Source organism: Streptomyces sp. NPDC001219 (assembly GCF_053597915.1).
In genome coordinates this window covers 13266-39809 of sequence record NZ_JBSFJF010000063.1, presented here as the reverse complement: position 1 = coordinate 39809, position 26544 = coordinate 13266, and the positions used below count along the sequence as shown (strand labels likewise).

General features: G+C 69.2%; 29 protein-coding genes and 2 tRNA genes. 12 read left to right on the top strand and 19 right to left on the bottom strand.

All coding sequences use genetic code 11. The annotated features are described in order from the left end of the window. Nucleotides 1–131: 131 nt before the first annotated feature. The 3 genes from ACWC9R_RS29885 to ACWC9R_RS29875 form a co-directional block, all read right to left on the bottom strand. The gene (locus tag ACWC9R_RS29885; RefSeq protein WP_450736151.1) at nt 132–860 is read right to left on the bottom strand and encodes a nucleotidyltransferase family protein; all 729 of its coding nucleotides are present in this window, start codon (nt 858–860) and stop codon (nt 132–134) included. A 30-nt stretch (nt 861–890) separates the two neighbouring features. Further along, entirely contained in the window at nt 891–1307 is a 417-nt protein-coding gene (locus ACWC9R_RS29880) for a hypothetical protein (protein ID WP_362609892.1), read from the bottom strand. A gap of 302 nt (nt 1308–1609) precedes the next feature. After that, nucleotides 1610–2746: an ABC transporter ATP-binding protein gene (locus ACWC9R_RS29875; protein ID WP_450736149.1), complete on the bottom strand. Its 1137-nt coding sequence runs from the start codon at nt 2744–2746 to the stop codon at nt 1610–1612. 179 nt (nt 2747–2925) lie between these two features. On the opposite strand from ACWC9R_RS29875, the gene ACWC9R_RS29870 reads away from it, so the two are divergent. After that, a tRNA-Thr gene (locus tag ACWC9R_RS29870) sits at nt 2926–2999 on the top strand. A 103-nt stretch (nt 3000–3102) separates the two neighbouring features. Here ACWC9R_RS29870 and ACWC9R_RS29865 read toward each other — a convergent pair. The 10 genes from ACWC9R_RS29865 to ACWC9R_RS29820 all read right to left on the bottom strand — a co-directional run bounded on the left by ACWC9R_RS29865 (nt 3103) and on the right by ACWC9R_RS29820 (nt 10041). After that, entirely contained in the window at nt 3103–4254 is a 1152-nt protein-coding gene (locus ACWC9R_RS29865) for a tyrosine-type recombinase/integrase (RefSeq protein ID WP_450736147.1), read from the bottom strand. Beyond that, on the bottom strand, nt 4254–4442 hold the full coding sequence (locus ACWC9R_RS29860; RefSeq protein WP_450736146.1) for a helix-turn-helix domain-containing protein: 189 nt from the start codon (nt 4440–4442) through the stop codon (nt 4254–4256). The genes ACWC9R_RS29865 and ACWC9R_RS29860 overlap by 1 nt, the downstream gene beginning before the upstream one ends. Then, complete coding sequence (gene repSA, locus ACWC9R_RS29855; protein ID WP_450736145.1) at nt 4439–5854, bottom strand: replication initiator protein RepSA; 1416 nt, start codon at nt 5852–5854, stop codon at nt 4439–4441. The genes ACWC9R_RS29860 and repSA overlap by 4 nt, the downstream gene beginning before the upstream one ends. A gap of 89 nt (nt 5855–5943) precedes the next feature. Further along, complete coding sequence (locus ACWC9R_RS29850; RefSeq protein ID WP_450736143.1) at nt 5944–6252, bottom strand: SpdD-like protein; 309 nt, start codon at nt 6250–6252, stop codon at nt 5944–5946. A gap of 23 nt (nt 6253–6275) precedes the next feature. Next, complete coding sequence (locus ACWC9R_RS29845; protein ID WP_328547736.1) at nt 6276–6431, bottom strand: hypothetical protein; 156 nt, start codon at nt 6429–6431, stop codon at nt 6276–6278. Nucleotides 6432–6448: 17 nt separating this feature from the next. Beyond that, nucleotides 6449–6640 carry a mobile element transfer protein gene (locus ACWC9R_RS29840; RefSeq protein ID WP_450736142.1) on the bottom strand — a complete coding sequence of 64 codons (192 nt, stop codon included), beginning with the start codon at nt 6638–6640 and terminating at the stop codon, nt 6449–6451. An 18-nt stretch (nt 6641–6658) separates the two neighbouring features. Next, complete coding sequence (locus ACWC9R_RS29835; protein WP_450736140.1) at nt 6659–7327, bottom strand: DUF2637 domain-containing protein; 669 nt, start codon at nt 7325–7327, stop codon at nt 6659–6661. 80 nt (nt 7328–7407) lie between these two features. Continuing rightward, nucleotides 7408–8763 (bottom strand): FtsK/SpoIIIE domain-containing protein, encoded by a 1356-nt coding sequence (locus tag ACWC9R_RS29830; protein WP_450736139.1) that lies wholly within the window; start codon nt 8761–8763, stop codon nt 7408–7410. A 2-nt stretch (nt 8764–8765) separates the two neighbouring features. Next, the gene (locus ACWC9R_RS29825; protein ID WP_450736137.1) at nt 8766–9122 is read right to left on the bottom strand and encodes an SCO3933 family regulatory protein; all 357 of its coding nucleotides are present in this window, start codon (nt 9120–9122) and stop codon (nt 8766–8768) included. Between the two features lie 139 nt (nt 9123–9261). Further along, nucleotides 9262–10041: a GntR family transcriptional regulator gene (locus tag ACWC9R_RS29820; protein ID WP_450736135.1), complete on the bottom strand. Its 780-nt coding sequence runs from the start codon at nt 10039–10041 to the stop codon at nt 9262–9264. An 18-nt stretch (nt 10042–10059) separates the two neighbouring features. Here ACWC9R_RS29820 and ACWC9R_RS29815 point away from each other — a divergent pair, with 18 nt between their 5' ends. Continuing rightward, entirely contained in the window at nt 10060–10527 is a 468-nt protein-coding gene (locus ACWC9R_RS29815) for an NUDIX hydrolase (protein ID WP_450736133.1), read from the top strand. Between the two features lie 1623 nt (nt 10528–12150). Here the strand turns inward: ACWC9R_RS29815 and ACWC9R_RS29810 are convergent. The 3 genes from ACWC9R_RS29810 to ACWC9R_RS29800 form a co-directional block, all read right to left on the bottom strand. Further along, nucleotides 12151–12498, bottom strand: a complete 348-nt coding sequence (locus ACWC9R_RS29810) for a hypothetical protein (RefSeq protein WP_450736131.1) — start codon at nt 12496–12498, stop codon at nt 12151–12153. Beyond that, on the bottom strand, nt 12495–13235 hold the full coding sequence (locus ACWC9R_RS29805) for a GntR family transcriptional regulator (protein WP_450736157.1): 741 nt from the start codon (nt 13233–13235) through the stop codon (nt 12495–12497). Before ACWC9R_RS29805 ends, ACWC9R_RS29810 begins: the two co-directional genes overlap by 4 nt. 584 nt (nt 13236–13819) lie before the next feature. Continuing rightward, nucleotides 13820–14098 carry a hypothetical protein gene (locus tag ACWC9R_RS29800; protein WP_450736155.1) on the bottom strand — a complete coding sequence of 93 codons (279 nt, stop codon included), beginning with the start codon at nt 14096–14098 and terminating at the stop codon, nt 13820–13822. Nucleotides 14099–14176: 78 nt separating this feature from the next. Here ACWC9R_RS29800 and ACWC9R_RS29795 point away from each other — a divergent pair, with 78 nt between their 5' ends. From ACWC9R_RS29795 to ACWC9R_RS29785, 3 genes are all read left to right on the top strand, one after another. Next, the gene (locus ACWC9R_RS29795; RefSeq protein ID WP_450736129.1) at nt 14177–14932 is read left to right on the top strand and encodes a GntR family transcriptional regulator; all 756 of its coding nucleotides are present in this window, start codon (nt 14177–14179) and stop codon (nt 14930–14932) included. Nucleotides 14933–15033: 101 nt separating this feature from the next. Beyond that, nucleotides 15034–15543: an HNH endonuclease gene (locus ACWC9R_RS29790; protein ID WP_450736127.1), complete on the top strand. Its 510-nt coding sequence runs from the start codon at nt 15034–15036 to the stop codon at nt 15541–15543. Between the two features lie 1045 nt (nt 15544–16588). Beyond that, a tRNA-Ser gene (locus ACWC9R_RS29785) sits at nt 16589–16647 on the top strand. Nucleotides 16648–16831: 184 nt separating this feature from the next. Here ACWC9R_RS29785 and ACWC9R_RS29780 read toward each other — a convergent pair. Then, nucleotides 16832–16999, bottom strand: a complete 168-nt coding sequence (locus ACWC9R_RS29780) for a hypothetical protein (protein WP_450736125.1) — start codon at nt 16997–16999, stop codon at nt 16832–16834. Nucleotides 17000–17391: 392 nt separating this feature from the next. Between ACWC9R_RS29780 and ACWC9R_RS29775 the strand changes: the two genes are divergently transcribed. Continuing rightward, entirely contained in the window at nt 17392–17901 is a 510-nt protein-coding gene (locus ACWC9R_RS29775) for an HAD domain-containing protein (RefSeq protein WP_450736124.1), read from the top strand. Between the two features lie 215 nt (nt 17902–18116). Beyond that, nucleotides 18117–19319, top strand: a complete 1203-nt coding sequence (locus ACWC9R_RS29770; protein ID WP_450736122.1) for a hypothetical protein — start codon at nt 18117–18119, stop codon at nt 19317–19319. Nucleotides 19320–19543: 224 nt separating this feature from the next. Here the strand turns inward: ACWC9R_RS29770 and ACWC9R_RS29765 are convergent, their stop codons facing one another. Together ACWC9R_RS29765 and ACWC9R_RS29760 are read right to left on the bottom strand one after the other, a co-directional pair. Continuing rightward, the gene (locus tag ACWC9R_RS29765; protein WP_450736121.1) at nt 19544–20977 is read right to left on the bottom strand and encodes a sensor histidine kinase; all 1434 of its coding nucleotides are present in this window, start codon (nt 20975–20977) and stop codon (nt 19544–19546) included. Nucleotide 20978: 1 nt separating this feature from the next. Next, nucleotides 20979–21737 (bottom strand): response regulator transcription factor, encoded by a 759-nt coding sequence (locus tag ACWC9R_RS29760; protein ID WP_450736120.1) that lies wholly within the window; start codon nt 21735–21737, stop codon nt 20979–20981. A 186-nt stretch (nt 21738–21923) separates the two neighbouring features. Between ACWC9R_RS29760 and ACWC9R_RS29755 the strand changes: the two genes are divergently transcribed. From ACWC9R_RS29755 to ACWC9R_RS29735, 5 genes are all read left to right on the top strand, one after another. After that, on the top strand, nt 21924–22607 hold the full coding sequence (locus ACWC9R_RS29755) for a DUF3159 domain-containing protein (protein WP_450736119.1): 684 nt from the start codon (nt 21924–21926) through the stop codon (nt 22605–22607). Beyond that, on the top strand, nt 22604–23803 hold the full coding sequence (locus tag ACWC9R_RS29750; protein WP_450736117.1) for a cytochrome P450: 1200 nt from the start codon (nt 22604–22606) through the stop codon (nt 23801–23803). Before ACWC9R_RS29755 ends, ACWC9R_RS29750 begins: the two co-directional genes overlap by 4 nt. Before the next feature lie 87 nt (nt 23804–23890). Then, the gene (locus tag ACWC9R_RS29745) at nt 23891–24085 is read left to right on the top strand and encodes a ferredoxin (protein WP_362608977.1); all 195 of its coding nucleotides are present in this window, start codon (nt 23891–23893) and stop codon (nt 24083–24085) included. A gap of 8 nt (nt 24086–24093) precedes the next feature. Next, nucleotides 24094–25275, top strand: a complete 1182-nt coding sequence (locus ACWC9R_RS29740; RefSeq protein ID WP_450736115.1) for an NAD(P)/FAD-dependent oxidoreductase — start codon at nt 24094–24096, stop codon at nt 25273–25275. Between the two features lie 126 nt (nt 25276–25401). Then, on the top strand, nt 25402–26505 hold the full coding sequence (locus tag ACWC9R_RS29735) for an aminopeptidase P family protein (RefSeq protein ID WP_450736153.1): 1104 nt from the start codon (nt 25402–25404) through the stop codon (nt 26503–26505). The last annotated feature ends 39 nt before the right edge of the window (nt 26506–26544 follow it).

Here is a 26544-nt window from a genome sequence, read left to right as displayed (position 1 = left end):
CGGTCCGGAAGCAACGGCTCGATCCGCGCCCACTGCGCATCTGTTAACGGCACACCCAGACCAACGACCAGCTGATCCAAACGAAACTGCCTAGCGGGCTTACGTCCCGACGCCGCGCCCCCGGCGACCGCTCAACGCCCTTGGGCGCTCAGTTCCTTGGCGGCCTCGGTGAGGTCCTTGGCGGTGTCGATGGCGCGCCAGTAGGCGCCCTGGGGGAGCGGGAAGCCGGCCAGCCGGCGTGCGCGGGCGAGGCGCGGGAAGGTGGTGCGCTCGTGGTCGCCGCGGTCGGGGAGCAGCTCGGTGAAGGCGGCGGAGAAGACGTAGACGCCGGCGTTGATGAGGTACGGCGAGGGCGGCGACTCGATGAAGTCCACTACATGCCCGAACGCGTCGGTCTCCACGGCGCCCCAGGGGATGTGCGGGCGGGCCAGCGCGAGGGTGGCCTCGGCGTCGCGCTCGTGGTGGAAGGCGGCCATCTCACGGAGCGGGAAGCGGGTCCAGATGTCGCCGTTGGTGGCGTACCAGGGCTCGTCGGGGCGGGGCAGTGAGCCGGCCGCGTACTTGAGCCCGCCGCCGCGGCCGAGCGGCTCGGTCTCGACGACGGTCGTGACGCGCAGCGGGAGGGTGGAGCGGTCCAGCCAGTCCTGGAGTACGCCGGCGAGGTGCCCGCAGGAGATGACCGCGTCCGTGACGCCTTCCTCGGCCAGCCAGTTCAGCTGGTGGCCGATGATCGGGGTCCCGGTGCCGGGAATCTCGACCATCGGCTTGGGGCGGTCGTCGGTGTAGGGGCGGAGACGTGAGCCCTGGCCGCCGGCCAGGACCACGGCCTGCGTGGGATAAGGATGCTGGGCACCTGTCATGGATCGCACCCTATGCGGTGCGAACGGGGCTCACTGGGCGCCGGCGACGCCGGTGGCGAAGGAGGTGTCGCAGACCGGGCGGGAGAAGGCCTGGGCACGGTGTGCGGCGCCGTACTTGGCGACCGCGGCACGGCCGAGGTCACGGGCGATGGAGACGCAGTGCTTGGCCAGTGAGGGGCGCTTGGTGGTCGCCTCCTGGAGGTGGGTCAGGGCGACGCCCGGGTCCTTCTCCTGGAGTTCGATCAGGAGGCGCTTGCGCAGGACCTCCTCGGGGGCGCGGGCGGCGGTCTTGGTGGTGGCCGTCCCGGAGGACGCGGTCAGCACCTGGGAGTCGGTGGCCGTCGATGCCCATGGGACGCGGGTAACCGCGAGGGTCCCGGACAGCACCAGGACGACGGGAAGGACGAGGGCGAAAGTTCTGCCGATGCGGCGGGCTGCGGAGTTCACGTCGAGATCGTAGCGAGGAGTGATGATTTGGCGACATTTGGTCACCTCATCGGGGGACGCAATGGCTCGTCGGTGCGGTTGTGATGTTGACGCACTGGTGTGGAAAGTCGGGTTATGTCCCGCTCGCTCCCACTTCGCGTCATGGCGGAGGGCGTGTGGACGGCGGGGCGGGCGGTTCGGCGTCATGGAGGCGACTCGGCGTCGCCGCGCGGGACTTGAGGCCGGGGGAAGCGTCGCGGCGGCGGTCCCGGGTGTCCCGGGGCCGCCGCCGCTCGGCTCGTGCTCAGTCCGCCTCGTCCGCCTCAGTCGGTGAGGCGCTCCCCGGACGAGGTCGAGAAGACATGCGTCTCACCCGGGCGCGGCACGACGTGCAGTCGGCTGCCCTTCTCCGGGACCTGGCGGCCGTTGACCCGTACGACGAGATCCTTGACCTCGCCGCCGACCTCGGCGGTGCCGTACACATAGCCGTCGGCGCCGAGTTCCTCGACGACGTTGACCGTGACGGCCAGGCCGGCCGGCGCGTCCGCGGCCTCCTTGGACAGCGACTTCGCGGCGTCGCCGTTCTGCTCGACGATGTCGAAGTGCTCGGGGCGGACACCCACGGTCACCGTCCGGTCGCCCTTGTCGGCGGCGGAGGCCAGCGCCTCACGGTTGACCGGGACGACGCTGTTGCCGAACTTCACGCCGCCGTCGGTGATCGGCACCTCGACGAGGTTCATCGCGGGCGAGCCAATGAAGCCCGCCACGAACAGGTTCGCCGGCCGGTCGTACATGCTCCGCGGCGAGTCGATCTGCTGGAGCAGGCCGTCCTTGAGCACGGCGACCCGGTCGCCCATCGTCATCGCCTCGACCTGGTCGTGCGTGACGTAGACGGTCGTGATCCCGAGCCGGCGCTGGAGCCCCGCGATCTGTGTACGGGTCTGGACGCGCAGCTTGGCGTCCAGGTTGGACAGCGGCTCGTCCATCAGGAAGACCTGCGGCTCCCGGACGATCGCCCGGCCCATGGCGACGCGCTGCCGCTGGCCGCCGGACAGCGCCTTGGGCTTGCGTGACAGGTACTCCGTGAGGTCCAGGATCTTGGCCGCGTCCTCGACCTTCTGCCGGATCTCCGCCTTCGGCACACCGGCGATCTTGAGCGCGAAGCCCATGTTGTCGGCGACCGTCATGTGCGGATACAGCGCGTAGTTCTGGAACACCATGGCGATGTCCCGGTCCTTGGGCGGAAGGTGGGTGACATCGCGGTCCCCGATGCGGATGGCGCCTCCGTCGACGTCCTCCAGCCCCGCGAGCATCCGCAGCGAGGTGGATTTGCCGCATCCGGAGGGGCCGACCAGGACAAGGAATTCGCCGTCTTCGATGGCGATGTTCAGTTTGTCGACGGCGGGCTTGTCGGAACCCGGGTAGATACGGGTTGCCTGGTCATACGTGACCGTAGCCATGGTGAAAAGTCCCTTCACCGGCAGGAACGTGCCGGACGATCCGAGTAAAAGGAGTGGTTTAGTCCACTGATGTGTGGACTCTCCGTGACGCTACCCGCGCCCGGCCCCGGTGTCAGTAGCCCTGCAGTCACGAAATGGGAACCGGCATCCGACGCACCTGGGTACACTGCTTCACGCACGCCTCCTTAGCTCAGCTGGCCAGAGCACCGCTCTTGTAAAGCGAAGGTCGTCGGTTCGAATCCGACAGGGGGCTCTGAGTTTGAGCAGGGAAGAAGCCCCGGGCCGGATGCGGCCTGGGGCTTCTGACATCTACGGGTGACATCAACGGCGGCGGTCGGATCGCCGTCGGCGGTGATTCAGTCTCGGTCGAGCCGACGTTTCAGGAGCCGGTCCATGTGGCTGATTGCTTCCCGTTGGGTGTCTTGGGCGACATGCGTGTAGACGTCCATGGTCATGCTGATCTGGCTGTGGCCGAGGATCTCCATCAGCACGCGCGGTGCCACCCCGGCCGCGGTGAGCAGGGTGGCGCAGCCGTGCCGGGCGTCGTGGAGGCGGATCGCGCGGAGGCCCGCCGAGGCGGTGAGCCGGGAGAAGGAGCGGTTCAGGTTCCGCGGCTCGATCGGGCGACCGGATCGGGTGGTGAAGACGAGGCCGGCCGGGTCCAGCTCGGTGCCCCGCTTCTCTGCCTCGTGGGCTTGGCGGAGCCGGTGCCAGCGGAGAGCGGCCAGGCAGATCAGCGGCAGCGGTACGGGGCGGATCTTCCCGGTCTTGGTGGTGTCCTGGTACAGCTCGCCGCCGATGCGCTGCACCTGGTTGCTGACGCGGATCACCCGGCCGTCGAGGTCCACGTCCGACCAGCGCAGCCCGAGAACCTCACCGCGACGGAGACCCATGGCGATGGCCAGGACGAAGGCCGCGTAGAGCGGATCGCGGCGGGCCTCTTCGAGGAACGCCAAGGTCTCGTCCAGTGTCCAGGGCGTCGTCTCGCGGCTGACGACCTTGGGGGCCTCTACGAGCGAAGCGACGTTGCGCGTGACCAACTCCTCCCGGGTGGCTGCTGTCAGGGCTGTACGGAGCACGCGGTGAGCTTCCTTGGCCGTTGCGGGGGAGGACTTGCGGGCCACGTCGGCGAGGAACACTCGGACGTGCCGCGGCCCGAGGGTCTCCAGCCGCTTCGTGCCGAGCAGAGGCACGAGGTAGAGCCGTACGTGCATCGCGTACTTGCTGTATGTGCTGCGCTTCCGGTTGGGCTTGATCACGTTGTCCAGCCAGTACGGCAGCCACTCGGCGAGCTTGGCCGAGCGGGTGGGCACGGGGACGCCGCTGTCGACCTTGGCGAGGAGTTCGCGGCGCTTGGCGTCGCACTCTGCCCAGGTCTTGCCGTAGGCGAACTTGCGGGCGCGGGTGCCGTCGGGCTGGAGGACGTAGACGGCTGCCTGGTAGCGGCCGTCTTTGCGCTTGGTGATGGTGCCCGCGCCGTTGGGGTTGCGCTTGCGCTGCTGTGACATCAGGCGGCCTCCTCGATCCGGTCGCGGATGTAGTCCTGGAGTGCGTTCTCGGGGATGCGGCGCGCGCGGCCCTCGGTGATGGAGACGAGGCGCTTGGAGCGGATCAGGTCGTAGACCTTGGAACGGCCGAACTTGAGCTGCGCCATGACCTCGGGCACGGTCAGCAGCTGGCCGGTGGCGGTGGTCATGTCCAGTCGTCTCCTTCGGCTTCGAGCTCGGCGCGTGCTTGGCGTGCGGTTTCGCGGTTGGTCTGGATGTTGCGGGCGATGGTGGCGGCCAGGGCGGACTCGCCGGGGGTGTGGCCGTGGCCGGCGTACTGCCAGTCGGTCAGGACGAGGACGGTGTCCGGCTCCGGGCGTTCGAGGCCGAGGGCTTCGTGTTCCTGGGCGGCGCGGAAGTCGGCGCGGGCCGCGCGCAGCTCGCCGAGGGTGGTCGAGTAGCGGCGGGACTTAGAGGAGAAGTGGCCGCGGAAGCCGAGCATGTGGGCCCAGGCCCAGAGGCGGCGGTCCGGGTAGAGCGGGTCCAGCGTTTTGCACGCGGTGATCAGGCGGCGGGTGTGTTCGGGGACCTGGTGGCGGTCCAGTTCGGTGAGTTCGCCGATGCGCCGGTCGAGGCTGCCGGTGGTCTCGGCGGCCTTGGTCGCGTACTTCGCCACGTAGGAGGCCACGGCCTGTTCGGTGATGTCGGAGCCGTCGCCGAACGCCTTGACCGGCCGTACGTCCAGTTGCGTGCCCCAGCGGAAGGTCCGAGCGGGCTGGTCCCCGGCAGCCGGGGCTGTGACCGAGGTGTAGGAGTGCGCGGCGGCAGCGCGGATCGAGTTGGTCAGTAGGTCGACGCTTGCCCAGGACGGCGGCGGTGTTCCGGGCCCGTCCGGTCCGTCGATGCGGATCACGGCATGGAAGTGAAGGGCGCCGCGCTTCTGGAACTCGGCGACCTTGCCGTAGGAGAGGCGGGCCGCTTCCTTGAGGTCGCGTTGAGTGAGGCCGGCGCGGGCGGCCAGTTCGCGGCGGAGTCGGATGGTGAAGCGTTGCCAGAGGTCGCCCGCGCGGTTGTTGAACAGGACGGCGGCTGCGTAGTCGTACGTCTCGGGGTCCAGGGCGGTGCCGAGCGTCGGATCGTCCGTGTGGTGCTGTGTGCCGCAACGGCAGACGCCTCGGTCGGGCCGGTTGTGCACGGGGCCGAAGGAGGGTGCGGTGAGGGTGGTGAAGACGCGGGGGTGGTCTCGGACGGCGGCGGGGATGTCGCGGCGGTCGTCTCCGGCCAGGCCGGCGCGGATGAGGTGGTAGGTGTCCCCGGCGTAGGTCCAGGCGCAGGCGGGGCAGCGGGAGGCGCGGCGGTTGCCGCAGGCGAGGCGGAGTCGTCCGCCGGGTTCGGTGGCGGTCGAGTAGTGGTGCAGGGTCTCGCCCGAGGTGCGGTCCTTGGTGAGGGCCCAGCCGGTGAGGTGGATGGGGTCGGAGCAGCCGCCGGTGCGGTGGATCTGGTCGGCCCAGCGGTCGTAGTCGGGGGCCGAGGCCACCCTCAGCAGGTCGCCGAGGGTGGTCGGGTCGAGGAGCGTGTCAGGCACGGGCGACCTCCCACGTACGTGGGTGTGGTCGGTCATGATGGGGGTTCCTTCCGGATCTGTGGTTCGGGCAGGAGCACGGCTCCCGGGCGGCGGAGACTTGGCGGTTGAGGCCGCCCGGGGGCCGGTCAGCGGTGCGTGCGCCCGGAGGCGAGCAGCGAGCGGAGGACGACCGCGCAGACGGCGATGGAGACCCCGCTGATGGCGACCGCCAGGAGCATCGAGACCAGGACGGCGCCGACGACCAGGACCATGGCCGCGCCGCCGCCGACGAGGGCGAGCGTGGTGCCGGGCGTGAGCTGAACCGCGGGGCGGGTCGAGGACTGAGCGACCGGGGCCGGCGTCGGGGTGTGCCGCACGGTGGCGATCGGATCGACGGAGGGCTGGATGACGAGCCCGGTCGGCGTCGGGTTGGTCGGGACCTTGGGACGGAACATGGTGGATCTCCCTTCTGCGGGCGTTACTTGACGGCCGTGTTGATGGCAGAGGCCAGGAAGCTGTCGGCGAGGAGGTAGCCGCCGAGGAGGAACACGGCCACGAGCCACCAGGGCGGGCGGATGAGCTTGATGCCGAGGTAGCCGACGGCGATCAGCGCGAGCCAGAGCGGGACGTCCATGGGGTCTCCTGAGTCGTTCAGCGGACGGTGCAGCGGTGGGTGCGGGCGGCGAGCTGGGCGGCAGAGCGGCTGGAGAAGTCGGCGGACCAGCCGCAGCGGTCGGCGGTGCAGACAGCGGCGTGCTTGGTGCGGCCGTGGCGGTCGCGGTAGGTGCCGATCTGAACGGGGCCGATCCGCATGACGGAGTGGAAGTGGGCGCGGGCAGGCATGGCGGTTCTCCTTGCTGATCAGGTGAGTTGGGCGGCGATGGAGTCGGCGAGCTGGGGCGGGACGCCGAGGCGAGCCCGCAGGGTGTCGGTGTCGATCCGGTCCCCGGTCCGGGCGCGGTGTTCGTCGGCGACCTTGCGGGCGTGGGCGACGAGCGCCGCCGGGACGGGCCCAGGTGCGGGGGCGGGCCGGGGCGGTTCGGCAGGTGGTTCAGCCGCGGGCAAGTCGGTGGCGTTCAACTCGGGTGGTTCGGCTGGAGGTTCAGCTGGCAGGGCCGGAGCGGATACCGGAGTCACGTCGGTCGACGGGCCGGGATCGGCGGCTTCGGCCGCACTCTGCGTATGGGCCAGCAGGGTCCCGCCGAGGAAGGCGAGTGCGGGCCATCCGGCGATGCCGAAGCGGAGCCAGGCGGGCGGGTGCCGGAGGTCGAGGAACCCTGCGGTCGCGACGTTGGCGCCGAGCGAGGCCACCAGGGCGATCACGAACCAGCTCCAGGCGAGCCGGGACGGGCCGTCGTTGCGGAGTCGCCGCCATGCCGCGACCAGCAGCAGGTCGACGCTGATCGGGTAGGCCCATGCCTTCCAGCCGTCCTGTCCGGCAGCGGCGGCCAGGTCGTGAAGGTGGGCGAAGGAGAGCGCCCCGGCGATGACGGCTTGTACGAGGACGGCGTCCGGGCGAATGCGTCCCATGACGGTTCTCCTTCCGGAATCTGGCATGGAGGGGGTAGGGACGTGGCGCATCGAGGTGGCGCCGACCTTGGAGCGGGAGGTCAGGCAGTCGTGGTGGATGCCTTGTTGAGCACCACGGCGTCGGAGTGCGACGAGGCGGTGGCAGGCCGGAAGGGCGCGAGCGCGGGCAGGTCCGGCGTGCGGTCGGCGTACTTGTTGCAGAGGTTGACCGCTGCGCGAAGCGAGGTGTGCGGGGCCCGGATGCGCGACCAGCCACCGGTCGAGTCACCGGCGACCGCGGTGCCGGGGGCGTCGGCAGGTATCTGGATGGCGGCCATTACGGCGTCCGGGCAGATGTCGCCGAACGCCATGTTGGCGCTTGCCTCATCGTTTACGCGATGCGCGGTACGACCGGTGAGCTGGGCCCGGAGCATGGTGATGCCCTTGCCGAGTTCGGAGCCGAAGCGCTGGCCGCAGATCTCCAGGTAGATGCCGGCGGCACGGCCGAGCTGGGCCAGACGGACGAGCGCGGTGATGATCCGGTCCCGGCGCCTCTCCTCCTCCTTGGAGGCGAAGAGCGCGAGTTCGGAGACTTCATCCACCAGGACCACGACGGGCGTGGGACGCAGGTCCTCAGCCAGATCCCAGATGTCGGCAGCGATCTCCGCGTCCGGGACGTTCACGCTGATGCGCTGTTCCTCGCGGACGAGTTGGTAGACGGACTCCATGTGCGAGACCAGAGCTTCGAGCAGATCGAGAGCAGTGTCCTGGTTGTCGGCGAGGGCGGAGAAGCGGCGGGCCAGCGGGTACAGCTCCACGCCCTGCTTGCAGTCGATACCGATGAGCGCGACGTCCTGAGTGGCGAGACCGGCCACCAGGTTGCGCTGGTAGACGGACTTGCCCGACTCGGTGGCGCCGAGGGTGAGTCCGTGCGGGACGGTCCGGTAGTCGCGGTAGTGGACCGATCCGTCCTCGCGCAGTGCGACGGGTACGCGCATCGGAGCGCGGTCGATCTTGGCGGGCATCTGCACGCGCTTGAGCACGTCGTAGCCCGTCATCCGCAGTTCGACGACCCCGGAGCGGATCTCCCGGGCGGTGACGCCGTACATCCCGAAGGAGTGCCGCAGCCGGTCGGTGGCGGCGGAGACGTCGAAAACGTCTTGGCCGGGCCGGAGCTTGAGCCGCAGGACGAGCCCGGTACGGGTCGGCCGGAGACGGAGGATGCGCGGGGCACGCGACTCAGGAGCCGGGCGATCGGTCATGCGGGCGAGCGCGAGCCGCCAGCGCGGCGGCGGGACCGTCAGGCCACAGGCGTCCATGACCGAGGCGTACCGGACTAAGACCCGCAGCGCGGCGAGGGCGACCCCGAAGGTCATCCAGTACCAGGCGGGACGCCGCCACCGCAGCACGAGAGCGGTGGCGACGACCAGCAGCAGTACGACCGAGAGGCGGGCCATGATCAGGCCGCCTCAGCCTGCGAGCCACCGGCGGCGAGCGAGGTGACCGCCACGGCGCGGAAGGCGATGCCGTGCCGCTTCTGCCCGTTGAACTCGTTCTCCCACGGCCGGGCGATCAGGCTGGTCAGCGCCACCGGAGTGCCCATGCCCAGCTCACCGGAGACCCCACTCTCAGGGACGGTGACGGACAGGATCTCCACCGCGTCGTTGGCGGCGAACATCACGTCCACGGTCATCAGCTTCGCCCCGGTCTCGACGTCGAGGGCGACCTCACCGGTACGGCGGTCCTTGACCTTGATCTGCGGCTGCTTCGCGACCATCACGGTCGCGGCGGAGGTGTCGACGGGGATCTGACGCACTACGGATCACTCCTCTATAGATGCTTAACTCCGTCACTCATGTACATGAGTGACATGAAGAAGAGTGCCTGACTCCTGTACATGAGTCAACCCGCCTCGACGAAGAAGTCGGGGCGGGCTGATGAGAGTTGAGCGGGCGTCAGTCCGTAGCGGGGATGCGGTAGCTGAAAACGAACTGGTCAGCGGCCATGAGGGTGTCGCAGACCTCCACCACGCGGCCCTGTGTCGTCAGCGCCTCACGGACGAGATGCACGACGGGGGCCCCGGGGCTGAGCGCCAGCTCGGACGCTTCGGCCTTGGTAGCCGGCCGGGCCTGCAAGGTCTCGACGAATTCGGCGAACTCATGCCCGTGGTCTTCGAGTCGGGCGTAGATGCCGCCACCGCCGGGGTTCTCGGCGAAGAGCTCGGGGATGTCCTTCACGACGTCCCACGGCAGGTACGAACTGGCCGTCTCGACCGGAGTGCCGTTACGGAAGTACAGCCGCCGACGGGCAAGGACCTGCGTACCGGGCTCGACTCCGAGTCGACCGGCCACGTCCTCCGGAACCTCCATGGGGCCGATGTACAGAACGCTGACCTTGGCCGTGGCGCCCGACTGTGCGGACTCCGCCAGATACGCAGCCTTGCCGCCCTGCCGGTGCGAGCGTCGGAAGCGGTCGGAGGAGCGGTGCCGTACCGGCGGCCGGTCCTTCACGATCGAGCCCTTGCCGTGGCGGGTCTCCACCAGGCCGCTCGCACGGACCTCCACCATCGCCTTACGGATCGTGCCGCCCGCAACGCCATAGCGTTCGACCAGCTCCGATTCACTCGGCACCATCTCGCCAGGCTTAAGGACCCCAGCCCTGATCTGCTGCACGATGTCGTCGGCGATCTGCACGTAACGAGGTACGGCCTTGCCCCCTCCTACCGCGGTTCCCATAGTTCTTCCCATCCTCCTATGCTCCTGTACATGAGTAACAGCGCCTCGGAAGCCCAGTCAACGCCACTGCATTCCGTGTCCGTGGCCGGAGTGGTGGTCCGCGAGGACGGCAAGCTTCTAACGATCCGGCGGGCCGACAACGGCGCTTGGGAACTCCCGGGCGGGGTGCTCGAACTCGACGAGTCCCCGGAGGCCGGCGTACGGCGCGAGGTCTGGGAAGAGACGGGCATCCACGTCGAGGTGGATGAGCTCACCGGGGTCTACAAGAACACGACACGAGGCATCGTGGCCCTGGTCTTCCGCTGCAAGCAGGTAGGCGGCGAGGAGCGGACGTCCAACGAGTCGACGGCGGTCACCTGGCTCACACCCGAGGAGGTGGCGGAGTCCATGTCCGAGGTCTACGCGGTCCGGTTCCTGGACGCCTTGGACGAGGCGGGCCCTCACGTGCGAAGCCATGACGGCAAGCGGCTGACCCCGGTGCGATAGAACTTTCCCTACTTCATCAAGCCCCGCCCTTCGGCCGGGGAAGAGGGGGGTGGGGGAGGGGGAAGCACTCCGGGAGCTCTCGCGGGGGTGCCGTTCCCTTGCCAGGTCTCCGGGAGCCGGTCGCGCGGCATCAGCCAGTAGAGCCCGTGGAATGCCGATCGGGCCAGCAGCCACCGTGTACCTCGTTGGTCAGCGACTCGCGGCTCCAGCCCCCGCGGGAGGGCTTGCGGCTTGCGGCTCTGCCCTTGTGGGTGCTCTTGCCTTCGGTCTCCGGCGCGCAGGCCAACGGCTTTGCCAGCCGCCGCTACGAATCACACCCCGCCGGCCCGCCACGCGGGCCGGCGCGGGCTCGGGGACTGGGGCGACGCTCCTGCCTTCGGCCCGCTCCGCCCCGCCCCCGGCCCCGCGCCACCACAGTTGCCACGGGGTGATCCGCTAGACGCTTTGTCCCGCCCAAAAGCAGCACCAGACCGAGCAGACACCTCACCGGCCCACACCACCACCAACTCCTTGCACGAGACCGGACGCAGGCCCCACCACCAGGACGAGCAGAGCAGGCACGCAGCACCCGTAGCCCAAGGGCAGGTCCAGGTGGGAGCCCCGAGGCCGGCGAGAAGGTGCGAGGTAGTTGGTGGTGGGGGCGGAAGCGGTGAGCGGTTTACGTGACGGGCGCGCTGCCGACCGTGCCATAGGTCTTGGTTCCGTCGACAAAAGCTGGCTACGGGAGGAGTGGGGGCAGTGGGACCGAGCGCTCCGGGCAGGCAGGCCGGCATGGGCGGGCCGCCGTACCGCCACCGTCACGGGTGCGGGAGTGTGAGCGGACCGGACGCTGATACGTGGCTGAGGGGGAGCTCTCTGCTGCCGCGATGTGGCTCAGCCCGTCGTGGGCGCTCCGCTCACTGTCCGGCATAGGCGGGCGAAAAGATCGAGCCATTCCTTATTGCGCATTACGTGGCTTGCCGAACCTTCCGGTGGTGCACCACAGAACTCATGGGCGTTGTTCGGGGCGGAGAAGCGCGTGCGGGTGACCTTCAAAGATGCCGGTTGCAGCGGGGTAACCATAACGCTTTCCCAGTGCGCCAACAAGGGGAATGTGCAGGTCAGACGGGGTTTCGGGTGCTCTTGGATCTTCCTGATGTCGCCCTGGAGGTCGTGGCGGCAGGGCACCATTGCCTGAACAGACGAAGGCCCGCCATGCCGACACTGTCGAGGCGGAGGCTGGCGGGCCATGAAGCCTTTAGGAGGCTCGATGTCGAGTGTGCCCAATGGCCCTGGGGGGCTGTCAAACGTTGATGTACGGCCATGGACGATTACCGTAATTATGATCTTGGTGATCGTGTGGGCTCCAGCGGCTCAGGTGGCAAACGCCTATGGCATTGCGGTGCCCCTTGCGGGACTGGTCGCCGCCACTTGCGGTACAGCAGCGAAGTACCGCAACCGCAGGAACCGGTAACTTCCGCCGTCCCCTCTAGCGTCCGGCTGACCATGCCAGCAGCCCCCAGCGACCGCCCTGCCGGTAGTCGCAACTAGGGATCGCCGTTCACCGGTTTCGACTGCTCGATCGAATGGCAGGGGAGCTCCAGTTTGCCTCTGGGACTCCCCTGCCATTCGACGTGTTGGCTGCTAGCCAAAGGCCGCCGCCGGCAGCTGCGGGCCCTCGTCGGCTCCTTCGCAAGCGGGAGGATCCGTCAGCGGCAGGCGGTGACCGCGGCTGATCGCTACACGGCGCACCTCACTCAGGGACTCAGCCATGTCCATCCCCAGGAGCCGCAGCTCGTTCGAATCCGTCTCCCCGTCGCCGAGTACTTCGAGCGCGTGCTCCAGGAGTTCGCCTGCCACGTCCAGTTGCGAAGCTTCGGTGCTGTCAGCCAATCGGGACAGGTAGCCGCCGCTGCCCTCGGTGCTCAGATAGCAGGGCTTGCCCTCCGGTCCTGTCCACGGGAGGAGCCGCAGCTCGTTGTGGGTCGTCATCTTCCGCTAGTCCTCTCGTTGGTGATGTGGTGGGTGGTGAAGAATGCGTCGGCGCGGTCGCCGGGAAGCACCAGGAGTGCCGCCTCGACCACGCGTCCCGTGACGTCGGCTGCCACTCGTGTGATCGCGAGCACTGCCAGGGCCGGGCTGATGCGAAGGGTCGCCGCTTCCTCTTGCGTCGGGGGACGGGCGCAGACTCGTTCCCGGACCTCGGCCAGTGGCGGGCGGAGTTCTGCCAGCTTTGCCTCAACGCTCTTGCAGCAGTGCGATTCGGCGGGGATGCCGGTCGGCGACAGGTCGCGAGGGACATAGATGCGAGCCAGGCTGTGCGGGGACTTCCCCTCGTGGCTGAGGCAGAAAAATTCGGTGAGTGGGCTACGTGACGACACCCCCAGCAGGCCGGCCAGTTGACTGTCCGCCCGGAGGTTGGTGGTACGCACGCTGACGCGTAATGCCGAACCGAAGGAGGGCTCCGTCCGGGGTGTGCAAGCTCCACCGATGTACGTGATTCTGCGGAGGGGGTAGCGGACGAAGTTGCCCTTGCCGTGAATCTTCTCGACGAGCCCTTCGCCCTGGAGGACCGAGAGGGCACTCCGCAGCGTCGCCGTGCTGACCGCGTAACGGGCGGCGAGCTGTGCCTCAGAAGGGAGGCGTTCGCCAGCCTTGATCCGACCGGTCGAGATCGTGTTCCGAATGTCATCGGCGATGACGTGACGGCGAGAAGGCACGGACTGCATCACCACCTCTCAGCGTGCGTACGGCTACGAGCCGAGACCGGGAGTGCATGGTCAGAAGTTCGCCCGAGTCGAAACACAGACGCTTCGCTCCGCCGGGAAGCTGGAGCAGGTCGGTTACACGACGCGGGTGGCCGCCGATCTGGATGACGTCGCCGCGCTGCACAGTGGCAGAGGTGATCTCGACGGAGGCGGCCGATGCAGTGCCCGGTGCCCAGCCCCTCACCGGGGACCGTCCATTGGGTTGCCGCAGTCGGCCACCGTGTGGCAGGAGCAACTGCACGCCTCGTAGACCACGGGGACGCCGATCGGTGCGGTAGCGGGAGAGGAGTGCGCGCACTCGCAGTGTCTACCGATCAGGCAGGAACTCGACTTGTAGGGAACGACCTTCGTGTGGGGCGCGCGGAACTGCTGGGGAGGCATCAGAGCGCCTCCGCCAGCGTGAACCGGTGGCGCGCAACGCGATCGCGAGGTGTGTCAGCCGGTCCGATAGGTACTGAGAACCGGTGGTGTCGACTCATCGGAACGCACCGCTCATCGGTGTGCCCGACGGTCTGGCGGATACGGTTGAACATGCTGATCAGCTCCTATCGCTGATAGCCAGGCCCCCGGACATCGCCCGTCGCGGGGGCCGCTGTGTGTACGGCGGCCCATAAGGTGCGGCCGTTCAAGCTGTTGGCGAGGAGCCCGAATCGGTCGGCCTGCGCCACTGCTTCCAAGACCTCCCGCCACGACTCGGCGGAGAGCGATTCCGGTACCTCCGCTTCGATCGATGTGACTTGGGCGTGCTGCTCCACGCGTGGGGTGAGGCCGACGGCGGACAACCGGGCTGCGATGTCTTCGGCTCGCAATTCCGAAGCAGGCACAGGGCAGCCTCCGTCATGGGCGATCACTTGCAGTGAAGCTAGTTAACTAGATTAGAGCTAGTGGACTAGATTTTCCATATGCCTGAGCAGCCGCCGTATCTCCGCATCGCTGACGAGCTCCGGCGACGGATCGCGGAGCATGAGTGGACGCCGGGAGACCGGCTCCCGTCACGCGCCCAGATCGCCCAGGAGTGCGGCGTCGGCGAGAACGTGGTTCGTCGCGCCCAAGAGCTACTGATCTCTCAGGGAGCGCTGGAAGGTCGTGCCGGATCCGGCACGTACGTTGCCGCCCCTCGTCAGCGCGTACGCATGGTCCGCTCCTCGGCGCGCGAGCAGCCAGACGGCTCCCCGTTCCGCGCGGACATGAAGGCCGTGGGCAAGCTGGGGGACTGGGAAAGCCGGACCGAGGCGAAGGTCCCGGCGCCGGCTGAGATCGCGGCACGCCTCGGTATCGGCGAGGGCGACCTGTGCGTCCGCACCGTGTACGAATTCCTCGCCGACGGCAAGCCGGTGCAGCTGTCGACGAGCTGGGAGCCTTACGACCTCACCGCCGGCACCGTCGTCGTCCTCCCGGAGGGTGGGCCGCACGCCGGGGTGGGCGTGGTGAACCGCATGGCCGAGATCGGCATCACGGTCAGCCACGCTGTGGAGCAGCCGGAGCCGCGGCAAGCGAATGCCGAGGAGGTATCGCTCCTCGGCATCCAGAAGGCCGCGCTGGTGACGCACATCCGGCGGACGTACTACAGCAGCCAGGGTCGGCCCGTCGAGACGGCAGACATCGTCGTCCCCGCCTCTCTGTGTGAGATCGTCTACGAAATTCCCATCGGCCGTTAGTGAGGGGTTACCTCGTCGTCTCGTACCACGCGGAAGAGACACCTGCGACACCCTTGGGAAAACTCATGTGCGGACGACCTGCACTCCGTCACCCTGGCTGAGTGCTGCTACGCCTTCCAACACCACGCGGTCCCCTCCCCTCTTGGATCCGCAAAGCCGTCCTGACTTCTGCAGGCGGTTGGTGCACCTACTGCGGAAGCATGGGAGTTCGCGCCGAGGTAGTCGATCACGTTGTACCTCTTGAACAGGGAGGCGCTGACGATATCTCGAACCTTGTACCTGCCTGCCGCGCCTGTAACGCAAGCAAGAGAGACCGGACCCCAGAGCAATGGAAGAAGAGCCTGGAGCGTCGGCACTACGACCCCTCCAGGCTCTGGGACGAGCCGCCAAATCCCGACATCATGGACTACACAGCTGCAGGACTGACGCATCTGGTGCGTAGGGCTCAAAGCGAGGTGATCGCAGCGGCACGCCCCTTTCAGAAGCGGGCCGCTGCCAAGCTGAAGGTTCATGTCGCTTGGATAGATGCGACCCTGCGTAGCCTCACTCCTTCCCAGCGGAAGCAAGTCTTAGGCGCGCTGCGCGCCCTAGTGGATCAATACGACAGCTGACAGAACCTGTTGAGGTGGTCTCCGCACCACAAGCGCACCAGATCGAGTGGGAAACTACGGTGAATCATGGTAAAGCGGCCCAGCCAGACTAAGCCCCGCGAGGCCCGTTCATGCAGGCCAGTGCCTAAGTGGCGCGAACCGCCCGTGATTCCCAAGCTCAGGTCACGGCTGGTCAGCTCGTTCGATCATCGATTGGGGTCAAAGGCCGTCCCACGTAGAGGGTTCTCGGGCCCGATCTTGTCCGACGTCCACTAGCACTTGCATCAAATACATGAGCCATGCCTGCGCTTCGCTGCGGACCTCGGCAACACAGCGGACCGCGTCGTCTCGACGATCTGCCGCTCTCGCAGCAGCACTCGCTTCTAGCGCCCGCTTCTGAGCTTGCATGGGCCCAAAGTAGGTCGCGGCTCCGCCGATCATGGTGCCGACCAGACCCGCTACCACTGCAGCCCAAGCAGCATCCACGCCGTCCCCCAAAGCGACTCACCAGGCACCAACACGCCTGCTCAAGAACCAGTTCGAGCCCACGACGCTACCTGAGTGGGGCGGACGTAGGGTGCTCGTTGGAGAGGCGTCGGTGAGCTAGGTGGCAAGTGAGTCCGTGCGTGTCCAACTGCATGACAACGCCCACGAACAGCGGCGGACAAGCGCGGACGTCGGCGGACCATGAGCTCAGGTGAGACCTGCACCAGCCCACGGCAGAGCGACCGGACAAGTTGCTTCGGGAAGAAGCGGTCGCTCCGTTAGGGTGCGCCGCATGACCGACGACGCCCCAGCCTCTCCCGAGTGCAGATAGTCCATGAAGTTCGGCGGCTTCGTCCTCGTCCAGCGGGAGGACGATGGTCGGCGGACCTGCCGGGCGCTATGGAGGTGTACCGGTCGGCATGTCTGGTGGCGCTGGGTCGACCGGCCGAAGGAGCCGTTGGGGGCCTGCCCGATGCCCGAGCTGTCCCGCTGACATCCAACGTTGACATCAACGCCCCCGGACGGCGGCGGCGCACAGCAGCCACGTATGGCGCCGGTTCACGAGGCGAGCCTCGACCAAGCCGTGGGGAGATCGAACTTGTAAAGCGAAGGTCGTCGGTTCGAATCCGACAGGGGGCTCTGAGTTCGAAGAGCGACGAAGCCCTGGGCCGGTGGTGGCCTGGGGCTTCTGGCGTCTGTGGGGGGGGATGGCGTCGGCGGGGGTGGGCAGGGGGCCGCGTCGTCGTAGGTGCTCCGCTTGCCTTCGGTCACTTTCGGTCCCGGGCGTGTGGCGGGCGGGTACGGTGCCGGGATGGGGGTTGACTCACACGGTGAGGCGGTCGTTCGCAGCCAGGGGCCGTTTCAGTTTTTGATCAAAGGTGTGGAGGGCGCGACGCCGGATGGTGGTGTTCGCGTCTTCGGGCATCATCGGGCAGGCGTTTGGCTGGACCAGCAGGCGTTTGAGTTGGTCTGTCGTGATGGTGTGACGCACCGTCTTGAGCGGGTTGATCTGGAACCGCCCCTCAGTGAGGCGTGCGCCTCAAGGGGGCAACGGGTGCTCGTGCTCTACGGGTTGCGGAGGGAGCAGGTTCACCGCAACCACTGGGTGCGCGCTACGTCGTCTGTCCTGTCGCCGGCGTGTCCCGGCTGCGGCCGTCCGTTGAAGTCGGGTGGGTTGGTGCTCAGTCGGCGTGAGGGTGGCGGCGAGCGGGCCTGCCGTGGCCTGTGGCGGTGCGAGCAGGGGCACGTCTGGTGGAGGTGGGCTGATGATCCCGGCCAGTCGTTGGAGGAGTGCCCGCATCCTGGACTCTTCCGGCGCTGACACCAGCAATTGCCGGTAGGGGAGCGGATTTTCTGTGAGTGGTCGTCGTTAATCTTGCTGCTGTGACTGGCTCTGTGCGGCTTCCGCTGTTGTTTCTTGATGTTGACGGGCCGCTTATTCCGTTCGGGGCGGGGGCGGAGGGGTGCCCGACCTATGCGGTCGGTCGTGCAGCTGAGGCCAATCCGCTGTTGGGCAGGGTTAATCCTGGGCACGGCTCCAGGCTGGCTGCGCTTCCGTGTGAGGTGGTCTGGGCCACTACGTGGATGGATGACGCGAACGAGTGCATCGCTCCGCTGATCGGTCTTCCGCGGCTGGCGGTGGTGGTCTGGCCGGAGCCGGGCGAGGTCGATGTGCAGGACGAACGCGACGGACTGCACTGGAAGACCCGTGCTCTTGTTGAGTGGGCGGCGGGGCGGTCGTTCGTCTGGGTTGATGACGAGGTTACTGAGACCGACCGGGCGTGGGTCGCCGCGCATCACCCGGGACGTGCCCTGCTTCATCGAGTTGATGCCCGCCGCGGGCTGACGGATGACGACTATGTCGAGCTCGGCTTGTGGCTGCGGCAGACGTGAAGAGGGCCACCGGTTCTTGCTTCGGCTGTTTGCCGCGGTCTTAGCCAAGGGGCGGCGCTGTGAGTGCTGTTAGTGAGGCGTTACCGGTGCGCTAGCGATCTCCGCGAGGGTCGTGGGTGAGCAAGGGCGTTGTGTGTGGGTGGGGCCGGTGGGTCTTTTCCTTTTTCGGGCGTCTCGCGTACCAGGAACTTCGAGCGAATGCGATCAGGATCGTTATGCGTGAATTCAGCCGCCGGGGCATATTTGGACTCGGGGTAGGAGCGGCGGCCGCGCTCTCCGTTGCCGGGTGTTCGGGCCTCGGGTCGTCGGGCTCCGACAAGGTCGGGACCGGGGCCGGGCAGACGAGGAAGAGCAAGCCCATCGGGGACGGGTCGACGGCGTATACGGGGAAGCAGCCGAAGCAGCCTGGCAAGCCCGAGCGGCTGGCGCGGGGGCAGAAGCCGCCGCAGTTCGTGGTGTTCTCGTGGGACGGGGCGGGTGAGGTCGGCAACGGGTTGTTTCCGCGGTTCCGCAAGCTGGCCCAAGACCACAACGCGTCGATGACGTTCTTTCTGTCGGGGCTGTATCTGCTGCCGGAGTCGAAGAAGCGGCTGTACCGTCCGCCGAACAATCCGGTTGGTGCCTCCGACATCCCGTACCTGAGTGATGACCACATCAGGGTGACGCTCAAGAACCTGCGTGCGGCGTGGCTGGAGGGGCACGAGATAGGTACGCACTTCAACGGGCATTTCTGCGGTACCGGGCGGGGGTCGGTGGCGCACTGGACGCCGGCGCAGTGGGACTCGGAGATATCCCAGGCCATGGACTTCGTCACCAAGTGGCGGACGAACACCGGGTTCAGCGATATCGAGGCGCTGCCGTTCGACTATGAGAAGGAGCTGGTGGGGGCGCGTACGCCGTGTCTGTTGGGGCAGGACAATCTGCTGCCGACGGCGCGGAAGCGGGGGTGGCGTTATGACGCCAGTTCGTCGGGTGGGTTGCAGGTCTGGCCCGACAAGAAGCAGGGGGTGTGGAACTTCCCGCTCCAGCAGATGCCGTTTCCGGGGCATTCCTTCGAGGTGTTGTCGATGGACTACAACATCATGGCCAACCAGTCGCAGGCCTCCACGAAGGCGCCGCCGGCCAACTATCCGGGCTGGCGCAAGCAGGCCACCGAGGCTTATATCTCCGGTTTCCGGCGGGCTTATGAGACCAACCGGGCGCCGTTCTTCGTCGGCAACCACTTCGAGCAGTGGAACGGCGGCATCTACATGGACGCCGTCGAGGAGGCGATCAAGCACATCGCCGACGACAAGCACAAGGATGTCCGGCTGGTCTCCTTCCGGCAGCTGTGTGACTGGCTCGACGCCCAGGACCCCGAAGTCCTCGCTGATCTGCGCCAGCTCGGGGTGGGGCAGAAGTTCACCGGACGCGGTTGATGGGAGTTGGGGGAGGTTGGTGAGGGCCAGGAGGCGGGGCCGGGGCAGGTGGTGGTGAAGTCCGGCCGGTGGGCCTCGGTCCTTGTGGTGATCTTGGGGATAGCGGTTTCCGAACGGAGAGCGCCCCGGATGCGGCAGCGCGCCCGTCCGATGGCGGGGCAGGCACCCGATCCGTATAGGCCCCCCGCCCCGTACGCCCCAACACAGCCCGCTCGGAACGGTGTTCAGCGGGCGGCAGGCAGTGTGACGGTGAAGGCGCTGCCCTTGCCGGGGGTGGTGTGGACGGTTGTGGTGCCGCCGTGGGCCTCGGTGATGGACTTGACGATGCTCAGGCCGAGGCCGGTGCCGCCGCTGGTGGGGTTGCGGGACTCGTCGCCGCGGTAGAAGCGCTCGAAGATCCGCTCGGCGGTCTCGGGGGGCATGCCGGGGCCCTGGTCGGTGACCGTCAGCTCCACCGTGCCGGCGGGCAGCATGCGGGCCGTCACCGCGACCGGGGTGTCCGGCGGGGTGTGGCGCAGTGCGTTGCCCAGGAGGTTCTGCAGCACCTGGCGCAGCCGGTCCTCGTCGCCGCAGGCGAACACCCCGTCCGGCACCTCGACGGTGAGGGGGCGGTCGGGGGCGACGAGGCGGGCGTCGGTGACGGCGTCGTCGGCGAGCGTGGCGAGGTGCACCGGGGCGCGCACGATCGGGCGGCCCTGGTCGAGGCGGGCGAGCAGCAGCAGCTCCTCGACCATGGTGTGCATCCGGGCCGCCTCGCCCTCGATGCGCAGCATCGCGCGTTCGATGAGGGCGGGGTCCTGGGCCAGGCCGTGCAGCTGGAGCTGGGCCCAGCCCCGGATGGTGGTCAGGGGAGTGCGCAGCTCATGGGAGGCGTTGGCCACGAACTGCCGGAGCTGCTCCTCGGAGCGCTGCCGTTCGTCGAAGGCCCGGTTGAGGGCGGTGCCGACCTCGCCCACTTCGGAGTGCCGGCGGGCGACCTCGATGCGCTGGTCGATGTCGCCTTCGGCGATCGCGGTCGCGGTGGTGGCCATGTCCCGCAGCGGCCGCAGGCCCACGCCCAGCACGCCGCGGCTGAGCAGCACGATGCCGCCGAGCACCGCGAGTGTGGCGGCCGCGTCGGCGCCGATGAGCCAGTAGACGACGTCCTCGGCCGGCTGGAGGCTCTTGGCGACCACCACCCGGCTGAACCGCTCGGGCGCCGCGTCCGGGGTGCGCCGGACGGTGGAGGTGTAGCCGAGGGGGAAGCTCAGCGTGCGGTAGCGGGGGACGGGCCCGCCCCGGGCGGAGAGGGTGACGATCTGCGTGGCGAAGTCGTCGGGCAGCGGGTCGGGCAGGTCGGGACGGGCGCGGGCCCGGCCGTCGACGTCCCGGGCCGGGGTCTGGGCGACCACCCGGCCCCGGTCGTCGACCAGCGCGACGTAGAGGCCGTCGGGTATCAGGGAGTTGAGGTTGCCCGCGTCGACCGGGGCGTGCCGGATGTGCACCCGGTGCTGCACGGACTCCCGGGTCTTGGTGAGGTTGGTGTCGGCGGCATCGACGAGGTTGAGCCGCAGCGCGGCCAGCGACACCGCGTTGACGGCCACCATGCCCACGGCCGCCAGCAGCACGACGCCCACCATCAGCCGTGCCCGCAGGGAGCCGCGCCAGGCCCCGGCCATCTCACCCGCCTTCGGGCAGCCGCAGGCTGTAGCCGAAGCCGCGCATCGTGTGGATCAGGGCGGGCCCATGGGCGTCCACCTTCGCCCGGAGCCGGGAGACCAGCTTCTCGACGACGCCGTCGCCGAAGTGGTGCTGCCACACATGGTCCATGATCTGTTCCTTGGACATCACCTGGTCGGCGTTGATCAGCAAGTAGCGCAGCAGCTTGTACTCGGTCGGTGACAGCGCGATCTGCCGGTCCGCGCGCCGGACCCGCCTGCTGCGCTCGTCCACGGTCAGATCGGCGAAGCACAACAGGGGCCCGGGCTCCGCCGACCGGCCGGCCCGCCGCAGCAGGGCATGGACCCTGGCGAGGAGTTCGGGCAGGCTGAACGGCTTGGTGAGGTAGTCGTCCGCGCCCGCCGCGAAGCCCGTCACCCGGTCGTCGACGGAGTCCCGCGCGGTCAGGAACAGCACCGGCAGCCGGGCCCCGCCCTCCACCAGCCGCCGGCAGACGGCGAACCCGTCCAGGTCGGGCAGCAGGACGTCCAGCACCAGCAGATCCGGGGGCAGTTCCGCGTAGGCGCGCAGGGCCTCGTTGCCGCAGCCGGCGGTCGCGACCTCGTACCCGGCGAGGCCGAGCGTGGTCTCCAGCAGCTCGGCCATCCGCGGGTCGTCGTCCACGACGAGCAGCCGCTGCCCGCTTCCTCGGGGCAGCGGCGCGCCACTCGTCGGCGAGGCGGAAAGCATGGCGGCACCCATCGCGTCATTTCGCGTCATTGGAGTCTGCGACGACAACGTGCCGGCCCGTCCGCCGGTTCCCCGGCGGCGGGAGCGGCACGGGCGCCACGGGCTCCGGCTGTCAGGCAATGGTCAGGTTGCCGACCGGGGCCGGTCAACGGGGCCCGCTTTTCTGGAGTCACGACACCGGACCGACCACCGTCCGCCGAGACGTCTGGAGACCCCGTGGCCCCTGCCGCAGACCACGCACCCGGTGGTGCGGACGCCGTCCGTACCGCCGTCCGGAACCGGCTGCGCAGCACTGTGATCGACGTGACGCCCGTCTTCGGCTTCACCCTGACCTTCGCCCTCACCCACCGGCTCGGCGTCGCGCTGACGCTCGCTCTCACCACCGGCGCCGGGGTCTTCCTGCTCCGGCTGGTGCGCAGGGAACCCGTGCGGCAGGCGCTCGTCTTCCTCGGGGTGGTGTGTGTGCAGGGCCTGTTGGCCGGGCGCACCGGGGACGCCACCAACTTCTTCCTGCCGCACCTCGTGCTGCACTCGGTGATGGCCGTGGTGACGCCGGTGCTGCTGGTGCTCGGCTGGCCGCCGCTGGGCGTGCTGGTGGGGCTGGTCACGGGGGAGCGGACCACGTGGCGCCGCTGCGCCGTGCGCCGCCGGGCCTTCACCAAGGGCAGCCTCGTCATGTACACCGGCAACCTCCTGACGCTGTCGGTCCAGCTCCCGTTGTTCCTGACCGGCCAGGCCGTCGCCCTCGGCACGGTCGACGTCTTCGGGCCGCTCGTCTTCGCGCTCGGCGCGCTCCTGGGGTGGCGCGTCTACCGGCGCTCCGTCGGTACCCACCGCTGCGACGCCCCCGTTGGCCCGGGCCCCGACCTGACCCCCACCTTGGAAAGGACCGTTCGATGACCAGTACGCAGCCCACCACCAGGACCCAGCCCATGGGCCGGACCTGCCCCTTCAGCCCGCCGGAGGGATACCGGACGCTGCGGGAGGAGGACCCGATCGCGCCGGTGACCTTCCCGGACGGTGCGAAGGGCTGGCTGATCAGCCGGTACGAGGATGTGCGGGCGGTGCTCGCCGACCCGCGCTTCGGCGCCAACCGCCGGCGCGTGCGCCCCGGTGACCCCACGCCCGCCGACGCCCCGCTGCCGCCGCCCCCGCCGGGCATGTTCATCATGATGGACGGCAAGGAGCACACCCGCTTCCGGCGGCTGCTCACCGGCCAGTTCACGGTGCGCCGGATGCAGAAGCTGGCTCCGGCGGTGGAGCAGATCGTCGCCGAGCAGCTGGACGCGATGGCGGCTGCCGGGGGCCCTGTCGACCTCGTCCAGGCCTTCGCGCTGCCCATCCCGTCGCTGGTGATCTGTGAGCTCCTGGGGGTGCCGTACGCGGACCGGGAGGAATTCCAGGAGAACTCCGCCACGATGCTCCGGCTCGATGCCAGCCACGCGGAGATCCAGCAGGCCCACCTGGCGATGAACCAGTACATCCACCAACTGGCCGTCGCCAAGCGCGCCGAACCCGCCGACGACATCATCAGCGGCCTGGTGCAGTCCGAGGCGCTCACCGACGAGGAGCTGGCCGGGGTCGGCTCGTTGCTGCTGCTCGCCGGGCACGAGACCACCGCGAACATGATCGCGCTGGGCACCATGAGCCTGCTGGGCAACCCCGGGCAGCTGGCGGCCCTGCGCGCCGAACCCGCCCTCATGGACGGCGCCGTGGAGGAGCTGCTGCGCTACCTGACGATCGTTCAGTACGGGCTGCGCCGGGTCGCCTTGGAGGACGTGGAGATGGGCGGCCACCGCATCGAGGCCGGCTCCACGGTGCTCGCCTCCCTGTCCTCGGGCAACCGGGACGACACGCACTTCGCCGGCGACCCCGAGGCGCTGGACGTGCGCCGCCCCTACCAGCCGCACCTCGCGTTCGGGCACGGCGTCCACCAGTGCATCGGACAGCAGCTGGCCCGGGTGGAGATGAAGGCCGCGCTGACCGCCCTGTTCGACCGTTTCCCGGACCTGCGGCTGGCCGTACCGGCGGACCAGGTGCCGATGCGCGAGGAGATGCTCATCTACGGCGTCCACGAACTCCCCGTCACCTGGTAGCCGGCCCGTCCGCCGCCCCCCACCGGGACCCCACCGAGAAACCCGCCAAGAAGCCCACCGAGAACCACCGCACGAAGAGGAATCCCGATGAAGGTCATCATTGACGAGGACAAGTGCGTCGGCGCGGGGCAGTGCGTCCTGTCCGCCGCCGAGGTCTTCGACCAGCGTGACGAGGACGGCATCGTCGTGCTGCTCGACGCCGCGCCGGCGGACGCGCTGCGCGCCCCGGTCGAGGAGGCCGCCGCCCGCTGCCCCGCACTGGCCATCGAGGTGCTGCCGTAGTGCCCGCCATGGACCGCATCGTCCTGGTGGGCGCGTCGGCCGCGGGACTCACCGCGGCCGACGCCCTCCGCCGCGAGGGCTTCACCGGATCGCTGACACTGGTCGGCGAGGAACTCTGGACCCCCTATGACCGGCCGCCGCTGTCCAAGCAGGTACTGGCCGGCGACTGGGAACCGGAGCGGGCCGTGCTGCGCCGGGAGGCCGACATCCGGGGGCTGGACCTGGACCTCCGGCTGGGCTGCCGGGCCACCGGGCTGGACCCGGCGGCACGCACCGTCACCCTGGCCGACGGGGACCGGCTGCACTACGACGGCCTGATCGTCGCCACCGGGCTGCGGCCCCGCCGGCTGCCCTTCGGCCACGACCTGGCCGGTGTGCATGTGCTGCGCACGCTCGACGACGCCCTGACGCTGCGGGCGCAGCTGTGCGCCGGCCCCCGGGTCGTGGTGATCGGCGCCGGCTTCCTCGGCAGCGAGATCGCCGCCACCGCGCGGGGTCTCGGCCTGGACGTCGCCCTCGTCGACACCGAGCCCACCCCGCTGGCCCGGCAGGTCGGCACCTGGGTGGGCGGCCTGGTGGCGGACCTCCACCGGGACCACGGGGTACGGCTGCACCCGGGGCGCGGCGTCACCGGAGTGACCGGTGCGAGCGGCCGGGTCACCGCCGTCGAACTCGACGACGGCACCCGGCTCCCCGCCGATGTCGTCGTGGTCGCCATCGGCTCGGTGCCGGCCGTCGACTGGCTGGCCGGCTCCGGGCTGTCCCTGGAGGACGGGGTGCGCTGCGACAGTCACTGCCGGGCGGCGCCCGGGGTGTACGCGGCGGGGGACGTGGCCAACTGGCCGGACCCGGCCACCGGCGGCCGCGTCCGGCTCGAACAGCGCCTGAACGCCACCGAACAGGCCCGCGCCGCCGCCCGGAACCTCCTCGCCGGCCCAGAGGGCGGCGTGCCGTACGCACCCGTCCCGTTCGGCTGGACCGACCAGTACGACGCCAAGATCCAGTTCCATGGCCGGTGCCCCGCCGACGCCCGGGTCGAATGCGTCGACGGCGACCCGGAGGCACGCAGGTTCGTCGCGCTCTACCGGCTCCACGGCCGTGTCGTGGGCGCCCTCGGCTGGAACAGCGCCCGCGCCCTGCGCACCTACCGGGGCCACATCGGGACGACCGAACCGGTGGCGGCAGGGTGAACGGGAGGCGGAACGGGAGACGTGAACGGGAGAGGTGAACTGGAGGAGTGAAGAGGCCCGCGGGGAAGGGAATTCGGCGGGCCGGTGGGGCCGGATCGGCGTAAGTTCGCCGCCATGGTGACTTCGATGACGCAGGTGGACTACGAGCGGCGGATGACGCGGGCCGGCCGGGCCGCCGCCGATGCCGGGCTGGCCGGGCTGGTCGTGACGCCGGGGCCGGATCTGACGTGGCTGTGCGGTTACCGGCCGACCGCCGTCACCGAGCGGCTGACCGCCCTGGTGATCGAGCCGGAGCGGCGCCCGCGGCTGCTGGTGCCCGTACTGGAGTACCCGGACGCGGAGTACTCCCCGGGGGCCTGGGCGATGGAGGTGTCGGGGTGGACCGATGGTTCGGACCCGTACGCCGAGGTCGCCAAGTGGATGGACCCGCAGGGGCGTTACGGGATGTCCGACTCGACCTGGGCGATGCATCTGCTGGGGCTCCAGCGGTCGGTGCCGGGCAGCGCGTACGCCGCGCTGACCGAGGTGCTGCCGATGCTGCGCGCCGTCAAGGACGCCCACGAGGTGGAGCTGCTGGCCGCGGCCGGGGCCGCCGCCGACGCCACGTACGAGGACATCCTGTCCGTCCGTTTCGGCGGGCGGCGGGAGTCCGAGGTGGCGGCGGACCTGGTACGGCTGCTGACCGGGCACGGGCACAGTCAGGTGGACTTCACGATCGTGGGGTCCGGCCCCAACGGCGCCAACCCGCACCACGAGGCCGGTGAGCGGGTCATCGAGGACGGGGACATGGTGGTGCTCGACTTCGGCGGCCTCAAAGACGGCTACGGGTCGGACACGACGCGGACCGTCCACGTCGGGGAGCCGGGCGCCGAGGAGCGCAAGGTGCACGACATCGTGCGGGAGGCGCAGCAGGCGGCCTTCGAGGCGGTGCGGCCCGGCATCGCGTGCCAGGACGTCGACCGGGTGGCCAGGCAGGTGATCAAGGCTGCCGGCTACGGCGAGTACTTCATCCACCGGACCGGGCACGGCATCGGGGTGACCACCCATGAGCCGCCCTATCTGGTCGAGGGCGAGCATCTGCCCCTGGTGCCCGGGATGTGCTTCTCGATCGAGCCGGGCATCTACCTGCCGGGCCGCTTCGGGGTGCGGATCGAGGACATCGTGACGTGTACGGAGTCCGGCGGCCGACGGCTGAACCAGACGGGGCGGGAGATGGCGGTGGTGCGGTAGGGGGAGGGGCGGGGCGGCGGGGTTGGTGGGCGGCCCAAC